The organism is Flavobacterium sp. P1_E4 (assembly GCF_056405915.1).
Window position 1 is genome coordinate 1 of sequence record NZ_JBFUBE010000037.1, and the last position, 18,551, is coordinate 18,551.

Sequence of the window (18,551 nt, forward strand, 5' to 3'; positions counted from 1 at the left end):
GACTTATAGCGTCTTCTAAACTAGAAAAACGCATCTGATGACGGGAAATTCCTGTGATATGCTGCATTCTTAAAAATACGAAAATTCCTGTTTTGACACAACTTTTTTGTTATATTTGGTGATATACAAACGGAGGTTTTTTCACAGACTGACGTTAGCGGTCAGCTTGAATTGCGAAAATACAACAGAAAATTAAATGTGGAAGAGAATTATGAGTAATTACAAAACCATTTTGAAGACAATAGGATTTCTACTTGTTGGAATTGTACTTGCTTTTTTATTCGAGGACTATTACCGACAATTTGTTAGGTTTTCATTCAAGTTTTTTAACGGTGATAACATTCAATTTATTGGTAAAAATTTTCACTTATTTGCTAGCAACATTTTTGTCATTTTCTTTGGAATTTTTACCTCATTGACATTCTTGTTATTAAAGTTTACAGCCCGACAGTACAAAATAAAAAGAGCCTGCCTTACGGTTTTAATATTTTTCGTTATGACAATATTAATAACAGCATTGGACAGCAAACGACTTATAATTGAATGCACTGCTTGTGATGATGGAATTAGAAAATTAAGATTCAACGAACTTACCTACGACAAGTATTTCATTATTAGTTTAACGATATCTACTGTTTACATGTTAACAGCATATTTATTAGAAGCTAAAAAAAATAAGAATGGAAAGACCTAAACAGAAAGAAAGCCGAACCGCTAACAGCCGTTTGGCGAGATTGGGGGTTTTAGGTTGAATTTAAAGATGGTTTTGTATTTGGAAAATTTGTGTTTAACCGAAAAATCCCGCATCTTTATTCCCCAACCTCGCCAAGCGCCAAGACGTTAACATAAAAAACCAAACACCTCCACTCCAAAACCAACAATCAAACTCAGCTATAAAAGTTTTAAATAATTCTAAAAAACTAAAAAATGCCACATCTCCTAGCAACCCTCAGAAATGTCCCTTTTGAAACCATCAAAGAAGTTTTGGAAAACGACAGAGCCTTTCACGCTTCCGAAGAAATGTATTTGGAGCATATTTGGCAAAATGTTGATGATGAAAATGAAGTACTGTTCCTTTTCAGAATAAATTCGATAGTCAACACCAAAAAATTAATTGATAAATTGCACACCAAAGCATTGGAACAAAATCCAGAGGCCAACTTACCTAAAATGACTTATCTACAATGATTACATTAAACAAAGTACACCACATTGCCATAATTGCCGGCGATTATTCAAAATCAAAACACTTTTACATTGATATTTTAGGACTGACAATCATTCAAGAAATCTATCGAGAAAACAGGGATTCCTATAAACTGGATTTGGCTCTCAACGGTACTTTTATTATTGAATTGTTTTCATTCCCAAATCCACCAAAACGAGTTTCCAGCCCAGAAGCTGCAGGATTGCGACACTTGGCTTTTGAGGTAAATGACATTCAAGAAACACGAAAACACATTATAGAACAAGGCTGCACCGCCGAAGAAATACGTATTGATGAATTCACCGATAAAAAGTTTTTCTTTATGGCAGACCCAGACAACACGCCCATTGAATTTTATGAGAAATAAAACTTTGGAGCTCGTAGTTCTTAAATAAATCACAAAACATTGTTATTATAATTCGTCATATATAACAATTCCAATTTTCTTTCTTTAATTTTGTAATCCCAAAAAATAAAACGGAGCTTTTTATCTAATTTAAAGATTCGTTTCTATCAAAATTAACCCCGCCGATTCGGTTTAAACAAAGAAAATGAGACAATACATACGAAATTTTCAATTCCTAAAACTCCAAAAATTAGTTGTCGTTTCTATCTTGATTGGTTTTCTTTCGGCTTTCTTAGGCATTGCCCTAAAAAAACTAACCGAATATTACGAAGAGATATTTGCTCACCAAGCCTCAATAAATCCTCTATGTTATATCCTTTTCCCAATCTTTGGATTGTCCGTTATTTATTTTCTTCGAGAGTTTCTTTTTAAGAAAAAAGAAAACAAAGGCATTAAGGAAATCTTTGAAAGTACCAATTCAAAATCACAGAATTTACCCAACTATAAAATATCCTCCCATTTCATCAACGGATTATTGACCGTGATTTTTGGAGGCTCGACAGGAATAGAAGTTTCTACTGTTGTCGCATCGGCAACCATTGGTTCTGTAGCGCAAAGAAAACAAAACGTATTCAAGGAATACAAAACCGAATTAATCTGTGCCGGTGTTGCCGCGGGAATTACGGCTTTGTTCAGCAGTCCAATTGCTGGGATTCTATTTGCTCTAGAAGTGATATCAAGAAAAGTTACCCGCGCGTACTTAATCAGTAATTTGATTGCAGTTGGTACTGCATTTGGACTTATTTTTCTGTTAAATGAAAAACCACTGTTTAATGTAGTTATTACAACTTGGCACTTAAAAGCAATTCCTTATTTCATCCTTTTGGGGATTTTGGCAGCATTTACTTCTGTTTATTTAACGCGTTGTGTCTTGTTTTTCAAAGTTCAATTTTCGAAAATAAAAACGCACTATTTCAAAATCATTATAGGTTCGAGTATTTTGAGCATCTCATTACTTTTATTCCCGCAACTGTATGGTGAAGGTTATCACGCTATCAAGGAACTAATTGTAAATCCAAACGAAACACAGTTAACATTGTCAATCGTTTTGACATTCATTGGAATCTTGATTCTAAAACCGATAGTTACATCAGCAACCCTAGTTTCGGGAGGTGATGGAGGTGTTTTTGCACCAAGTCTTTTCATTGGTGCTTTTCTGGGGTTACTGGTTTCCTTAGTATTAAACACTTATTTTTCGGCCAATGTTATTCCTATAAATTTCATCATCATCGGAATGGCTGCTGTATTAAGCGCAAGCATTCACGCGCCTTTTACGTCTATTTTTCTAGTTTGTGGATTAACGAATGATTACACCTTATTCTTCCCCATTCTAGTGGTTTGCCTGATTTCGAAATACACCGCCAAAATGATTTATCCATTTACGGTTTATACCTACTCACCAACTTTAGCAAAATAATAGTTCCCCTATGCCTATTCAAAAAATAAAGCGAACGTACCACAAAACAAAATACATCCTTTACAAAGAAACATTAGTTGATTTTAAAGAACATTTCTGGTCATTTTTAGGTTCGTTTGTAGGCATCGGAATCCTTGCTTATATACAATCCATCCACTTCAAGGGAAATGATGCCGTTTATTTAATTGGCTCTTTTGGAGCATCGAGCGTATTGGTTTACGGTATTATTCAGAGCCCGTTTTCGCAACCTCGAAATTTGGTTGGAGGACACGTAATTTCCGCCTTAATTGGTGTAACCGTTCATAAATTTGCACCAGATATTATTTGGATAGCAGCTCCCCTAGCCGTTTCATTTTCTATCATTTTTATGCAAATCACAAAAACATTGCATCCTCCGGGAGGAGCAACCGCGCTAATCGCCGTAATTGGTTCCGACAAAATAAAAGCCTTAGGATATATGTATGTGTTTTCACCGGTTCTAATCGGTGTGCTTATTTTATTGCTCACAGCTTTAATTTTTAACAATATGACTTCCAGTCGTACTTATCCTAGCCATAGCACTTACCACAAACACTATCACAAAATCAGAAAACGATTGACGGGAAAGAAGTAAACTCGATTTTATTTGACTGAATTCAGTTGTTGATTTTGGAGCAAAAAGATTAGGCATTTTTAGGAGACATAAGTCCCGCTATCCGTTTCAATCTTATAAGCCGAACCCCGGCTTATAAGGATTTCCACTTCTATCGGGGCTAAAGAGAGAAATTTTGCATTTTTGTAATTATTCAAAAAAAGAAAATAGAACTAACCAAAGTGACTTCAAAACAACCTATGAGTTGTTTTTCCCGCAGATTCGCAGATTTCAAAAAATTAACATCATAAATTAACCGCCTACAGCGGAATTAGCACACACGAGCGAAGCGAACTGACGAAGTAAATTAAAATTATAAAATTCAACTCTTCAAGAAATTAATCTGCGAATCTGCGGTCATTTTTTAAAATCATACGTTTACTCTAAATCAGTCTCCGATAAAATCTTTTCAACAAAACCCAATTCATAAATCTGAAATCTAAAATTAAACTTTACATTTGCTCTTTCAATAAAAACAAAGATTATGGTTTATAAATTCAGAGTTATTCTAGATGCCGAGGAAGACATTTTTAGAGACATAGCAATACTTGCAGAAGACACTTTAGAAGATTTACACAACGCTATTTTCAATTCATTTGGCTTTGACGGAATGGAAGTAGCCTCTTTTTATACTTGTGACGAAACTTGGAATCAAGAAGATGAGATTTCGATGTTTGATACTGGAGATGTTCCAGGCGAACAAAAAATAATGAGTGATTACCTATTATCCGACATATTAGACGAGGAAAATACAAAAATCATATATGTTTACGATTTCATCAATATGTGGACTTTCTTAGTGGAATTGGCCGCTATTGAAGAACAAGTTGTAGGTAATACGTATCCAGAAACTATATTTTCTCACGGAGAAATGCCTGACGAAGCTTTAGAAAAAAACTTTGAAGCCGATGATATGCATAACGACATCTACGGCGAATTTGAAGACGATTTGGACGAAGACGACCTAGATATGTTCGAAGGAGACGATAGTTTTGAAGACTACGGCTTTGAGGAGAATTGGAATTAGTTTTTTGAGTCACTAAGTTGCTGAGATACTGAGTTACTAAGTTTTTAAAATTGTAGGTTTTTTATTTAAAAATAGTACCTTAGAAACTTACTAACTTAGAAACTTAAAAAATGAGCAACTTTAGAAAACTCTTAGTTTGGCAAAAAGCTATGCTATTGACAACCAAAATTTACGTTAACACAAAAATATTTCCAAAAGAAGAAATTTTCGGTTTAACATCACAATTAAGAAGGTGTGCAATATCAGTTCCAAGTAATATTGCAGAAGGCTTTGGAAGAGATAGTAAAAACGAATTCCTAAGATTCCTTAATATTTCAGTATGTTCTTTGTTTGAGTTGCAAACTCAATTAGAAATTGCAAAAAACATACATTTTATAAAAGAAGAAGAATTTAATAACCTATATGAGGATAGTCGAGAAGTAGAACGAATGTTGATTGCCTTCATAAAAAGAATAAAAGAACGCGATTAAAATCTCAGAAACTTAGAACCTTAGTCCCTCATAAACTTAAAAACAAATGATCAACCTGTACAACACGCACATTGAAACGCTAGCCATACACCGTGTGGGAAACATGAGCCGCAACGAGCCTCTTTTTTTATCGGAAGAACCTTTTAAATTAAACGATGAGATTGTGCCTTTGATGAAAGAGTTTTTCTTCAAACCATTTAAGGAAAAAGAAGAAAACTATTTTCAGTTTGCACACGAAGTGGATTTGGATTACAACGATATGTTTAAATATGCTACCGAAATTTTCAGCAATCCAAATTCTTTGCATGATGTTTCCAAAAAGATAACTCAACATCTTTTTGAGCAGTCTAATCACCCGCACATCAAAAATGGTGAGGTATATGTGACTTATTTAACCAATTTAAGTATTGATAATAATGTAGTCGATGCTATCGGTATTTTCAAAAGTGAGATCCAATCAGACTTTTTACAATTTGAGGAAAAAGAAACGCAATTGGAAATGATATTGCAGCATGGTGTTAGCTTAAACAAACTGGACAAAGGTTGTTTGATCTTTAATTACAAAAAAGAAGAAGGATACAAAATTCTATCGGTTGACAGCAATCGCTATGATGCCAGATATTGGTTAGAGTATTTCTTGTCGGTAGATGCATTCGAGGACGAAAATTTCATCACAAAAAAATACTTGAAATTCTGTCAAAACTTTGCCAAAGACGTTGTTTTCCCTGCCGAAGACAAAAAAGAAGAGGTAATGTTTATGAACCGTTCTGTAAATTATTTTGCAAAAAACGATCAATTTGAAGAAACTAATTTCTTGAATGAAGTATTGGACAACCCAGACTTGATTCCTGAATTTAAAAATTATAAAGTTGACAAAGGGGAAAAATACAGCATTGAAGATGTAACCTCTTTCCCAATTGCGAATGCAGCCGTGAGTGATGCCAGAAAATCAATCAAGAACGTAATCAACCTTGATACCCATATCCAAATCAAAATGGATTTCATCAATCCCGAAAGTGCAGAGAAATTTGTGGAAAAAGGATGGGACGAAGAAAAACAGATGTATTACTATTTAGTTTATTTCAATAAAGAAGAGAAGTCTTAATAAGTATTCTTAAAGAATTATTTCTATAAAATTACAATTCCCAACTGCTTAGGTAGTTGGGAATTTTTTTAACAACAAACTCTATAGATTTTATATAAATAACAATATTGTAAGATTTACACTTCTTTAGAATAAAAAAGATGTATTTCATCGGATTTATTTGAATACTAAATGCTTTTATTATACGTTTGCTCCAAATTATAACCACCACGCTATGAGCTTATTAGATTTCATGTCAAAATTTGTAGAGAAAAAGACTGCCTGTTCAATTTTTGGTCACAAAATAGTGACTGTCAGAAACGTAACTGGTCATTTCAAAGAATATAAATGTACTGTGTGCCAAGTAGAATTAACAAACGATTTACAGGACAGAAAAACTTTCTTAACTCCTGAGTTAAAAAATATAAATGAAACTTTATTGAATCATTACACAAGAAAGCGTCTTTCATCAATGTAATTTTTTATAAATGCTTGTACTAAAATCCTGGTCTGAATAAATTGGAGCTATTGAAATTTCGGGTAACAAATTCGAAAGCGGCACTCAATACATTCCCCATTGATTTTGCATTTTTAAAATTCATATCATTCGTGTAACGATATAATTCCAATTTCAGCTGACCCAAATTTTCATCAGTGGAAATATTGTCATTACCCATAATTTTCATCAGAATCTTAATTCTGTTTTCGGCCGAATTTATTCTTTTGGCCAATGCAGAACGTTCTTCGTTTTTATATTGTTCTATGGATCGATCCTGAAGTTTATTCTTTATGTTTTGGATCATAGGATAATTTTCCTTGAAAAACTGTGGTCGATACACTTTAAAATTTCCTTCATAACATTGCTGGTCAAAATCAATTGGTCTAATTTTATAGACAACTTGATCAAAATCATGAATCGGAATAACAACATAATTATACGATCTCATATCTCCCAATAAACGAATCATACAACGTTCATTGAACTTTACAAATTCTTTGGCAATTTGTGCCTTTTCGGTTTCTGAGCATTCATTCAATAAAGTTTGCATAAAAACATCTCCCGGAATTCCAGTGATATGCTCTTCTATTAAAGTATCTTTAAATACTAAAAAATTAATTTTATAAGGTGAGAGAAGATGTTCTAATTCCAATCCATAAACTCTGGAAGCATCCGCCTTCTTGATATAAAAATAAGTATAGTTGTCATTCAAAATGTTTCTAACTTTTATTCTAAATGGCTTTGAGTTTCCAAAAGTACAGTAATCAATTGCATCAACATTTAAGTACTTCAAAATATCAGTGTTTCCATCAGAATACAATAATGAATATACTTTTTTAAGATTTAGGTCTATCTCTTTTCGTTCAAATTCATTATAATATACCCTAATCCATAAGGTATCCTGATCATTTTTATCAAAAACACTTATCGCACCAGAAAATCGCAAAAGATCATCATAAACAACAGGCTCTTTAGATACAAGATCAAATCGCTCCAGATAATTCATCAATGAACTATTTATTGGATAACATGGTTTTTTAAAAAACATTAAAGGCGCCTCACTCATTTCAGGTAGATTTGTTACAAATTTACATCAATACGGTTGTTTATTCAAGGTGTTTCCCTTTTTAAATCAATAAAAACATTTGATTTTAAGCAACTAAAAAGTTTCTAGTTACCCTATAAATCTAGGCTTAAGAAAATAATCGAACCCTCAGAGTAACAAAAGCAAAGCAAACTCGTCCTATACAAAAAACACTTACTAATTTGGAAACAATTCTTTCAATACATAACCTCAACAAGCGTTATGGCAGTCTTCAAGCTTTAAAAAATGTTTCATTAGAAATAAAAAAAGGCAATGTTTATGGTATTCTAGGCCCTAATGGAAGTGGAAAATCGACTACTTTGGGTATCGTTCTCAACGTAGTTAACAAAACTTCTGGAGAATACAGTTGGTTTGATGGAAATCTCCAAACGCATGAGGCTTTGAAAAAAGTGGGAGCGATTATTGAAAGACCCAATTTTTACCCTTACATGACCGCTCAGGAAAACCTTAAATTGGTTTGTAAAATAAAAAACATCAATTACTCCAAAATTCAGGAGAAATTAGAATTGGTAGGACTCAACGATAGAAAAGACAGCAAATTCATCACTTTCTCTTTAGGAATGAAACAGCGTTTAGCGATTGCTTCTGCCCTACTGAACGATCCTGAGATTTTGATATTGGATGAACCTACAAATGGATTAGACCCTCAAGGAATTCATCAAATAAGGGATATCATCAAACAAATTGCTTCAAAAGGGACTACCATCCTATTAGCTTCCCATTTATTAGACGAAGTCGAAAAAGTATGTACTCATGTTATGGTTTTAAGAAAAGGAGAAATTCTTTATACGGGCCCTGTTGATGGCATCTCAGCCAATGAAGGATTCTTCGAATTGCAGGCGGATGATACTGATAATTTAATTGAAGTATTAAAAACCCATCCAGCAATCGAAAAAACTACTATTTCAGAGGGAAAAGTTTTGGTCTACTTAAAAACAAAATTAGATTCAAAAGAGTTGAATCATTTCTTATTTTCAAATAATATTTGTTTAAGCCATCTGGTAAAACGCAAAAACAGCTTGGAAGAACAGTTTTTAGAATTAACGAAACAATAGCAATTGCAAAATTCAATTGCAATAACAATTAAAAAATCAAGAATCCATCAGTCTAAAAATCTAACAATCTAAGTTATCTTCAAATGAAACGATTACTCTCTATAGAATTACAAAAAATATGGCTAAACAAAGCCAGTCGTGTGCTGACTTTGACCTACTTTATATTACTTTCTTTTATTGCTTTGATTGCCTCCATTAGGTTTAATATTGGCAACATTCATTTTCAGGTTGCCGAAATGGGCATCTTTAATTTTCCATATATCTGGCATTTCAACACTTATATTGCAGCTATTTTAAAACTCTTTTTGGCTATCGTAATTGTTTCAATGATGGCAAATGAATATAGTTATGGCACTTTAAAACAAAACCTAATTGACGGATTGAGTAAGAAAGAATTTATACTCTCAAAATTTGTAACCATCGTTTTGTTTTCATTATGCTCAACTGTTTTTGTGTTTGTAATGACTTTACTTCTAGGATACAGTTTCTCTTCTTATACCGAAATTGGAATTGTCTTTTCTGATTTAGAATATGTCTTAGCCTTTTTTATAAAGTTGGTTGGATTTTTCTCTTTCTGTTTATTCTTGGGAATATTGGTAAAACGATCTGCTTTTGCATTGGGATTTTTATTGGTTTGGAATATTGTCGAAGCCATAGCAAAAGGAATTTTGAACTTTCGCCTTTTTCCTGAAGGCAAAATGGCAAGCTACATCACTCAATTTTTTCCATTGGAAGCAATGTCTAATTTAATATTGGAACCCTTTTCTAGATTATCACTTATTAAATCAATTGGTGACCAAATGGGGGTTGAAAACCTCAAAGATTACAGTGTTCCGTTTTCGGCTATTGTAATCGTTTTGTGTTGGACCATTATCTTTTTATTCCTATCTTATAGAATATTAAAAAACAGAGATTTGTAGTATATTTGTTTCTATGAAATCTGCAAAGTTACTAGTACAAGTTATTCTTTTGTTTAGCTTAGGTATTGCAAATGCCCAAGTCATAACTGTAGATGATACCAAAAATGCTCAAGAACTAGTTGAGAACGTTTTGGTAAAAAGCACTTGCGCCAATGTTATAAGCTCCAGTGCAACGGGAGACACGTTTACGACTGGTCAAAAAAGTTATGGCTATTTCAATGCTGGCACTAGTAATTTCCCAATTAAAGAAGGTGTTATATTATCTACCTCTACCAGTAAAGAAGCAATAGGTCCTTACACTAACGGCGGAGGTACTGGGAATAACTTATGGCTTGGAGATTCAGATCTTGATCAAACATTGGGAATCACCAGCATTAACGCCACAGTACTCGAATTTGATTTTAAACCACTAACCACTTCCATAAGTTTCAATTATATTTTTGCATCCAATGAATACCAACTGTATTTTCCCTGTCAATACTCAGATGCATTTGCCTTTCTGATTAAAGAAAAAGGAAGTACAGATAACTATAAAAATATTGCCGTATTACCTGGAACCACAACTCCAGTATCTTCCAAAAATGTCCATCCGACCATAAATGATTATACTGATAATCAAAACACAGTACATGAAGGCTGTTCAGCAATGAACGAGCCCTATATTAATTCTAACTATTATTTCAATAATAATGAAAACTTGTCAAGTCCAGTTAATTATAGTGGTCAAACTGTAAAACTAAATGCCCATGCCGATGTAATTATAGGTAAAACATATCATATCAAATTAGTAATTGCCGATGATAATTCCGTATTATATGACTCTGCCGTTTTTCTTGAAGCGGGAAGTTTTTCAGCAGATATCGACTTAGGTCCAGATCGTACTTCTGCAACAAATAACCCTTTGTGTTACGGAGAAAGCTTTATGATTGACACTAAACTCCCTACAACTTATTTTTACGAATGGTTTAAAGACGGTTCAACAACTCCACTTCCAGGCGAAACAAACCCAACTCTTACTGTTACTGATGCAGGCACTTATAAAGTAAAAGTCCTTTTATCTCCAGCAACTTGTACAGCCGAAGATGAAATAAAAATAGAATACAGCCCTCAAATCGATTTAAAGAATACAACCCTGTATCAATGTGATGATAACGGGGATGGTATTTCAGTATTCGATTTAACCAAAGTAGATAACATCATTAAAAACAACGATTCAAATCTGACAAAATTGGTCTATTACAAATTATTGGCTGATGCCCAAAACGAAACGAACCCCATACAAAATCCATCGACCTATACTAATTCGACCCCAAATGAGATTCTTACTGCCCGCGTAAGCAATGACTTTGGTTGTACTAATTATGCCCAATTGACTTTATCAATATCTAATAACACCATCTCAACACAAAATCCAATTGAAAGTTGTGATGCAGATGGATTACTTGACGGAATAACCCAATTTGATTTGAATGCCAAAGTCACACCACAAGTGATTAGTGGATTAGCTACCGGCTTGACCGTTGAATATTACCTGACTCAAACCGATGCCATTGCGCAAAAAAATCAATTACCAAATCTTTTCACCAATACGATTCCGAATCAACAGATAATTTATGCTCGAATTGTAAATGGTCCGGATTGTTATAAAATCACTCCTGAAACACTTGTAGTAAATACTTTTGATCCACCCAATTTTCAGGACGAGACAACTGGACTATGTGATGGTTCCAATAAAGATTTGACTGTTGATAGCGGATTTTCCAGTTATTTATGGAGTAACGGAGACACGGACAATACAACAAATGTGACATCTTCTGGTGAATACACCGTGACAGTAACAAACTCAGAAGGGTGTCAAAAAACAAAAAAATTCATCGTCAAGCCTTCTGGCATTGGAACTATCACTAAAGTAACCGTTTCAGATTTTGCTGGAACCGAAAACTCTGTTTCTATTTCGTATTCTGGCAATGGAGATTATGAATTTTCACTAGACAGTAATTTTTACCAAGACAGCCCAATTTTTAATGGTCTCAGTGCGGGAATCTACTTGGCAACTGTGAGAGACAAAAACGGTTGTGGAACTTCCGCACCTTACAAAGTCTATGTACTTGATTACCCTCGTTTCTTTACACCCAATAATGATGGATTTAATGATACTTGGAAAATTCAAAATCTGGATGCCTTACCAAAATCAACTATAATTATTTTTGACCGCTATGGAAAATTATTAAAACAACTCAATGCCACAAACAATGGCTGGAACGGTACTTATACTGGAAAAAATCTCCCTTCTGATGATTATTGGTTTACTGTAACTTTTGAAGATGGAAAAATTATAAAAGGACATTTTTCTTTAAAAAGATAGCTTTTTCAATATTTTTAACAAATGAAAAATACCTTATTAGTCCTCATAACCTTTTTCAGCTTAAGTTGTTTTTCTCAATTCAGCAAAACCCATTATATTCCACCTTTAATTTCTGCTACCGGACTTGTTGAAGACCAATATTTATATATCTCGACTCCGAGTCTTACCAATGTAAACTTTAAAATAATTCCCAATGGTGGAAGCGTTATCTATGGAACTGTAAACAGCAACAATCCTTATCGCTATAGTATAGGGACTGGCGACAACACACAACTATTCACTCCAATAACCTCCACCGGAATTGTAGCCAATAAAGGATACGTAATAGAAGCCGAAGATTTAATCTATGTAAGTGCCAGAGTCAATGCTGCAATCAACAATAACGGAGGTTATAATCACGCAGGAGGATTAGTTTCCAAAGGGAATAGTGCACTAGGAACCACTTTTAGATTAGGAGCAATGTTGAATCCCCTTTTTGATCCAACATTATTAAATTTTGCTTCTATACTTGCCACAGAAAACGGAACCAAAATTACCATTTCAAACCTTCAAAATGGAACCAAAATTTTAAACAGAGCTTCTGTTACCGGACCAATTACCGTTACTCTGAATAAAAACGAAAGTTATGTACTTGCATTACAGAACTATGATGATGGTAGTACTATTTCAAATAGCTCAAAAATAATTGGTGCATTAGTAACCTCAGATAAACCAGTTGTAGTCAATTCAGGTTCGTTTGGAGGAAGCAACAGTATAGAAATGGGAATAGATCCAAATGGAGGTGGATTGATTCCTGTAGGAAGGGATGTCGGTTTTGATCAAATTGTTTCACTCGAAAAAACAGGAAAAGAGTATGTATTTGTAAAAGGAATTGGAAGTGATGATTTGGAACGTGTTTTACTTGTAGCCCATTACGATAATACCAAAATTTTCCTAAATGGTAATACTGCATCATTCAAAACACTTAATAAAGGAGAATACATTGCACTTGACGGAAGCCAATTCATCAATGGAAATTTATATGTGACTGCAACCGAAAATCTGTTTGCTTATCAATGTATTGGAGGATCGGACTCTCCTGCCAATCAAAACTTATTTTTTGTTCCTCCTATAAATTGTTCTACACCCAATACCGTCGATAATATTCCGAAAATTCAATCTATAGGAAATACAACATTTAATGGAATCTTGAACATCGTAACCGAATCTGGGGCTACTGTTTTATTAAACAATAATCCCATTGCTTCTCCTCCAATTGCTATTACGGGAAATTCAAAATTCGTACGCTATACCGTATCTGACTTATCTGGAAATATAGCGGTAAAATCAACCAAACAAGTATATGTCTCTTATTTTGGAACAAACGGTGCGGCAACTTATGGAGGCTATTATTCAGGTTTTGATTTGAAACCCGAAATTGTAACTGGAAAAATATTGTTAGACAATTCCCCTTGTATACCAAACGTATCTTTAAAAATCAATACATTATCCTCCTACGATACTTTTCAGTGGTATAAAAACGACATTACAATTCCATTGGCTACAAATAATAACTACACTCCTACACAACCTGGTTTTTATCAGGTAAAAGGCAGTATCTCGGGTTGTATCAGTGATATTTTCTCGGATAAAATTCCAGTGAGCGAATGTCCAACAAACTATGATAATGATTTAGCCAATGACAATATCGATATTGATTACGACAATGACGGGATATTAAATTGTACTGAATCCTTTGGCAGCCTAAACATAAATAGTTCCAATCCAAGTTCGGGAGTAGTTACAACAGGAACCTATTCCAATTCTTTTTCCGGTTCGATTACCAATACCACACCTGCTGTTGCAATTCCTTTTGTGGGAAATACAGATGGCAGTTTTGTTACCGAAGTCTTGGCTGGAAAAGGATTTTCGGTAACCTATAATTTGATTTTTGCCAAACCCATAAATCTTAGTTTAGAATACGTTTCAGCTGCAAATACTACCGATTTATTGAATACAAATTCAGAATACATCATCAATTCAGACATTGATAAAACAGTCACCGTTTTGAACCCAACCAATCAGTTATTGATTGATACCAATTATGATGGAGTTTATGAAAGTGGCGTTACCCAGTTTTCGTCATTTGAAATTCGTTTTAGGTTAAATGGCAGTGTTCCTCTCCCAGCTGGAACAGGTACTTTCAAATTTCAGTCGTATCAAACCAAATCTTTCCAAATTACCCATAAAAACCTATTGGATACTGCTGGAAACAAATCAACTTTCAAACTTATTGCTACTTGTATACCTAAAGATTCCGATGGTGATGGAATTTCGGACCAATTGGATTTAGACTCAGACAACGACGGTATACCAGATGCTATTGAAGCCCTAAAACCATCTAAAGAATTATCCAATACCGATGCTAATCTAGATGGACTTGATGATGTTTTTGAACCCATAACAAACCCAATAGACACAGACAATGATGGTGTTTCAGGTTATCTTGATTTGGATAGTGATAACGATGGAATATACGATTTGGTTGAATCAGGAAGTAATGCTCTAGATGCCAATAAAGATGGAATCATAGATGGTTCTCCAACTGTCTTTGGTGCAAATGGATTATTCAATACTTTGGAAACAGTTCCCGAAAGTGGTAAACTAAATTTTACTCTTACCGACACCGATGGAAATGGTGACTTTAATTATATAGATTTAGACAGTGACGATGATTTGTGTAACGATGTCATTGAAGCCGGATTTACTGATCCTAACTTTGACGGACAGCTAGGTACGAATCCAGTTTCAGTAAGCATAAACGGAATCGTAACCAGTAGAACTGATGGTTATACCGTACCACCAAATCCCAACTATATAATTGCTGTTCCAATCCTTGTAACCAAGCAACCCGAAAATCAATCCATTTGCGATTTGCAAAATGCCTCTTTTAGTATTGAATCAAATGCCGATCGTTTTCAATGGCAACTATCTACAGATGGAGGCGCCACTTGGAATGCAATAACAAACAGCACTATTTACTCTGGAGCTCAAACAGCCGCATTACTTATTACCAAAGTAGATCCCCAACTAAATGGATATCAATACCGAGTTCTTTTAAATAAAAACAATAATGCATGTGGGCTAACTTCCGCTATAGCCATTTTGAATATTTACATTTTACCCGTTTTAAATCCCCCAATTACTCTTGTACAATGTGATGACGATACCGATGGAATTTCAAACTTTAATCTAACCGAAAAAAACAGTTTTATTTCTGCCAATTCTATCAACGAGACATTTACCTATTACACCACTATGGCGGGAGCAAATACAAAAGATGCCTCAGTATCTATTACGAATCCTATTGCTTTTACAAGTAACAATAAAAGTATTTGGGCAAGAGTCGAAAATGCAAATGGATGTTTTAGTATAACACAATTGAATCTAATCGTTTCCACAACCCAGATCAATTCTACCTTCAAAAGAATCTTTGAAACCTGTGATGATTTCATAGATGCTACAAATGATGACAAAGACGGTGTTTCATCTTTTGATTTTAGTTCCGTAATAACTGATATTCAGGCCTTGCTACCATCATCTAGTTCGAACTACGCCATAAATTTCTATGCCAATGAAATAGATGCCTTGGCAGAAACCAATGCTATTCCAAACCCTTCTAATTATAGAAATACCAAACCAAACCAACAAGAAATTTGGGCACGAGTAGAAAGTAATCTCGACAATGCCTGCTTTGGATTGGGAGCTTATATCACACTCCAAGTAAATCCAAAACCAAATATAGATACCAACGAAAATCAAAATGCCAATCAATTAGTATGCTCCAATTTGCCAAGTTTTTTTGTCAAACTTGATGCTGGAATCATTGACAATACACCAACAGGCGATTACAAATATACTTGGTCAAAAGACGGCAGTATCATTCCAAATGAGAATAATTATACATTAGATGTCAATGAAGAAGGTATTTACACCGTGACAGTATCCACTCCAAAAAACTGTAGTAGAACACGAACCATAAAGGTCACCGCGTCCGACATTGCACATCTTGACTCGGTATCCATCTCCGACTTATCTCAATACAACACCGTAACCGCAAACATTTCCGGTCAAGGGAATTATGGATACAGTATCGATTTACCCAACGGTCCTTTTCAAGAATCCAATCTATTTGAAAATGTTCCCCCAGGCATACATGACCTTTATATCTACGACAAAAACGGTTGCGGAACTCTACCAAAAACTATTGCAGTACTTGGAATTCCAAAGTTTTTCACACCAAACAATGATGGTTACAATGATTCCTGGAACATCAAAGGAGCCAATGAAACGTTCAACAGCGGTGCCAAAATCTTCATTTATGATCGATACGGAAAACTAATTAAGCAAGTCCTTGCTTCAGGCAACGGCTGGGACGGAACTTACACCGGTAGCCCAATGCCTGCAGACGATTATTGGTACACTATAAAACTAGAGGATGGCCGAGAAGCCAAAGGACATTTTTCGTTAAAAAGATAAATAATCATTGGGGCGTGCCACCATAAAGAGAAAGGGCCTACTTATCAATACTGATGAGTCGGCCCTTCCTCTTTATGCTGTCGGGCTATCCACGCTACTTCGGTAGCTTGCTCCTATCCCTCACGCAGCTCACAAGACCTTTGAAAAAAAACAAGGAAACCAATTTTCATAAAGCATAAACCAGATCGATGATTTCCCTCGCAAACAGTATTGGTAACAACTCAAAAAATGCATCCTAGCAATTACGAAAGCACCACTGCCAATTTAGCCCCTCCTACTCCTGTCCAATAAAACAATTACAACTTGCCCCATTTAGGATTCTAATTGAGTTTTTTTTATGTCACAAGATTTAGTTCGCTAATCTTTTTAAGAACATTCTTTTAGGAATAGTGGTGTTTTTAGGCAGTTTTAGTACTGATTAATAATAGTCCAAATAGTAATTTACAGTAGTATTGCTATTGCTTTTTAGTAGTGACACTACCGTTTTTACATATCAACACTACTGATTTACAGTAGTAATGCTACTATTTTATAGTAGCATTACTACTGACTTTAGGCATATATACTACTGCTTTACAGTAGCAATACCACTAATTTACAGTAGCAATGCTACTGACTTTAAGTAGGTATGCTACTACTTTATAGTAGTAGAAGTATGTATTTATAATACCAATAGAATGCTTTTTAGTAATAATTAGGCAATATTTGAATCATTGCTCAATAATGGGAAATAAAAAGTCCTGACAAATAATGTATGTGCATTTAACTTGATAAATAAACGCTATGTTTGTCACACATATACACCTAAAATTGGGTGGCTTTGTGTGATTTTGTCACACATATATATTAGTTGTGTGAGATTTAACCAAAGAAAACCTGAAATATAAAAAGTAAAATAATGGGAGAAATTAAATTTATTAGAATATTTATTTTACTTTTTATTTTGTCAAAAACCTTTTTGAGTTTTGGACAAAAACAAAAAAATACTGAAACTAAAAGTTTAGAAATTAAATGCGATACAATTTATCCAAAACAAAATATTACTCTGAAGCTCTTAACATATGAATTTGAAAGTGAAGGTTTTGATGGAGAAAAAAATTCAATTTTTACTATTGAACAAAAAATTAAAAATGTAAAAAAAATAATTTTAAAAGAAAATATATTTTCCAGTGCTCAAGAAATTGAATTTAAAGATTATAATAATGATAATTTTAAAGATATTTTGGTACAAAATATCTCTGATGTAAGAAGCAATTGGACGTATAATTTGTATTTGTTTGATCCAAAAACAAATAACTTCAAAAAAGTAATTGGTTTTGAAGAAATTAAAAGCCCAAGGTTTAATAAAAAATACAACATAATTGAAAACTATGTAGTTTCCGGAAGAAATTGGACATCGTTTTATAAAATTGTGAAAAATAAAATTTATGATTATAACATAGAAATTGAAGATGGTGAAAATGAAAACGGAGTAAATAATTATGACAAAGAATATAAAAAAGCAATTACGAAAATATTAAAAGCAAAAATATAAACCTCACACAACAGCTACAACGGATTTGGGCAATTGGCTTAATGGAAAGTTGGTTTTGTATTTAGGATGATTTTGCAAATCCGAAGAATGGGCTTAATTTAGTCCCAAACCCGCTGTAGTACCAGAACGTCAGGCTGTGAAAAAACCTCTTTTTTTTCTCAAAATCTTCAAATTTTACAATCCTACAATTCAAATAAAGCCTTCTGAGAAGGCTCTTTTTTTAAGCTACTAATTTTATCGGATAAAAATTGTGCCTTGCATTTAGCTTTAAATAGATCACTTTTATTAAAAACAAGACTTTTGCCTTGTAGGG

At 33.9% G+C, this 18,551-nt stretch carries 13 protein-coding genes; 12 read left to right on the forward strand and 1 reads right to left on the reverse strand.

Going from position 1 to position 18,551, the window contains the following annotated elements:
* The first annotated feature begins 927 nt into the window (after positions 1-927).
* From AC1DY0_RS18255 to AC1DY0_RS18285, 7 genes are all read left to right on the forward strand, one after another.
* Positions 928-1,188, forward strand: a complete 261-nt coding sequence (locus AC1DY0_RS18255) for a hypothetical protein (RefSeq protein WP_477190013.1) — start codon at positions 928-930, stop codon at positions 1,186-1,188.
* Positions 1,185-1,574, forward strand: coding sequence for an SMU1112c/YaeR family gloxylase I-like metalloprotein (gene gloA2, locus AC1DY0_RS18260; protein ID WP_477190014.1), 390 nt, complete (start codon positions 1,185-1,187; stop codon positions 1,572-1,574). Before AC1DY0_RS18255 ends, gloA2 begins: the two co-directional genes overlap by 4 nt.
* Before the next feature lie 184 nt (positions 1,575-1,758).
* The gene (locus tag AC1DY0_RS18265; protein WP_477190015.1) at positions 1,759-3,030 is read left to right on the forward strand and encodes a chloride channel protein; all 1,272 of its coding nucleotides are present in this window, start codon (positions 1,759-1,761) and stop codon (positions 3,028-3,030) included.
* A gap of 10 nt (positions 3,031-3,040) precedes the next feature.
* Positions 3,041-3,643: an HPP family protein gene (locus AC1DY0_RS18270; protein WP_477190016.1), complete on the forward strand. Its 603-nt coding sequence runs from the start codon at positions 3,041-3,043 to the stop codon at positions 3,641-3,643.
* Positions 3,644-4,145: 502 nt separating this feature from the next.
* Entirely contained in the window at positions 4,146-4,688 is a 543-nt protein-coding gene (locus AC1DY0_RS18275; RefSeq protein WP_477190017.1) for an IS1096 element passenger TnpR family protein, read from the forward strand.
* Positions 4,689-4,798: 110 nt separating this feature from the next.
* Positions 4,799-5,158, forward strand: coding sequence for a four helix bundle protein (locus AC1DY0_RS18280; protein ID WP_477190018.1), 360 nt, complete (start codon positions 4,799-4,801; stop codon positions 5,156-5,158).
* A gap of 46 nt (positions 5,159-5,204) precedes the next feature.
* The gene (locus tag AC1DY0_RS18285) at positions 5,205-6,263 is read left to right on the forward strand and encodes a nucleoid-associated protein (protein ID WP_477190019.1); all 1,059 of its coding nucleotides are present in this window, start codon (positions 5,205-5,207) and stop codon (positions 6,261-6,263) included.
* A 476-nt stretch (positions 6,264-6,739) separates the two neighbouring features.
* On the opposite strand, the gene AC1DY0_RS18290 is transcribed toward AC1DY0_RS18285, so the two are convergent.
* A complete protein-coding gene (locus tag AC1DY0_RS18290; protein WP_477190020.1) occupies positions 6,740-7,807 on the reverse strand; it encodes a hypothetical protein in 1,068 nt (355 codons plus the stop codon).
* 200 nt (positions 7,808-8,007) lie between these two features.
* On the opposite strand from AC1DY0_RS18290, the gene AC1DY0_RS18295 reads away from it, so the two are divergent.
* From AC1DY0_RS18295 to AC1DY0_RS18315, 5 genes are all read left to right on the forward strand, one after another.
* Complete coding sequence (locus AC1DY0_RS18295) at positions 8,008-8,901, forward strand: ABC transporter ATP-binding protein (protein WP_477190021.1); 894 nt, start codon at positions 8,008-8,010, stop codon at positions 8,899-8,901.
* An 83-nt stretch (positions 8,902-8,984) separates the two neighbouring features.
* Positions 8,985-9,821 (forward strand): ABC transporter permease, encoded by an 837-nt coding sequence (locus tag AC1DY0_RS18300; RefSeq protein WP_477190022.1) that lies wholly within the window; start codon positions 8,985-8,987, stop codon positions 9,819-9,821.
* A gap of 13 nt (positions 9,822-9,834) precedes the next feature.
* On the forward strand, positions 9,835-12,186 hold the full coding sequence (locus AC1DY0_RS18305; RefSeq protein WP_477190023.1) for a choice-of-anchor L domain-containing protein: 2,352 nt from the start codon (positions 9,835-9,837) through the stop codon (positions 12,184-12,186).
* A gap of 21 nt (positions 12,187-12,207) precedes the next feature.
* The gene (locus AC1DY0_RS18310) at positions 12,208-16,704 is read left to right on the forward strand and encodes a T9SS type B sorting domain-containing protein (RefSeq protein ID WP_477190024.1); all 4,497 of its coding nucleotides are present in this window, start codon (positions 12,208-12,210) and stop codon (positions 16,702-16,704) included.
* A gap of 898 nt (positions 16,705-17,602) precedes the next feature.
* A complete protein-coding gene (locus tag AC1DY0_RS18315; protein WP_477190025.1) occupies positions 17,603-18,238 on the forward strand; it encodes an XAC2610-related protein in 636 nt (211 codons plus the stop codon).
* Positions 18,239-18,551: the final 313 nt, after the last annotated feature.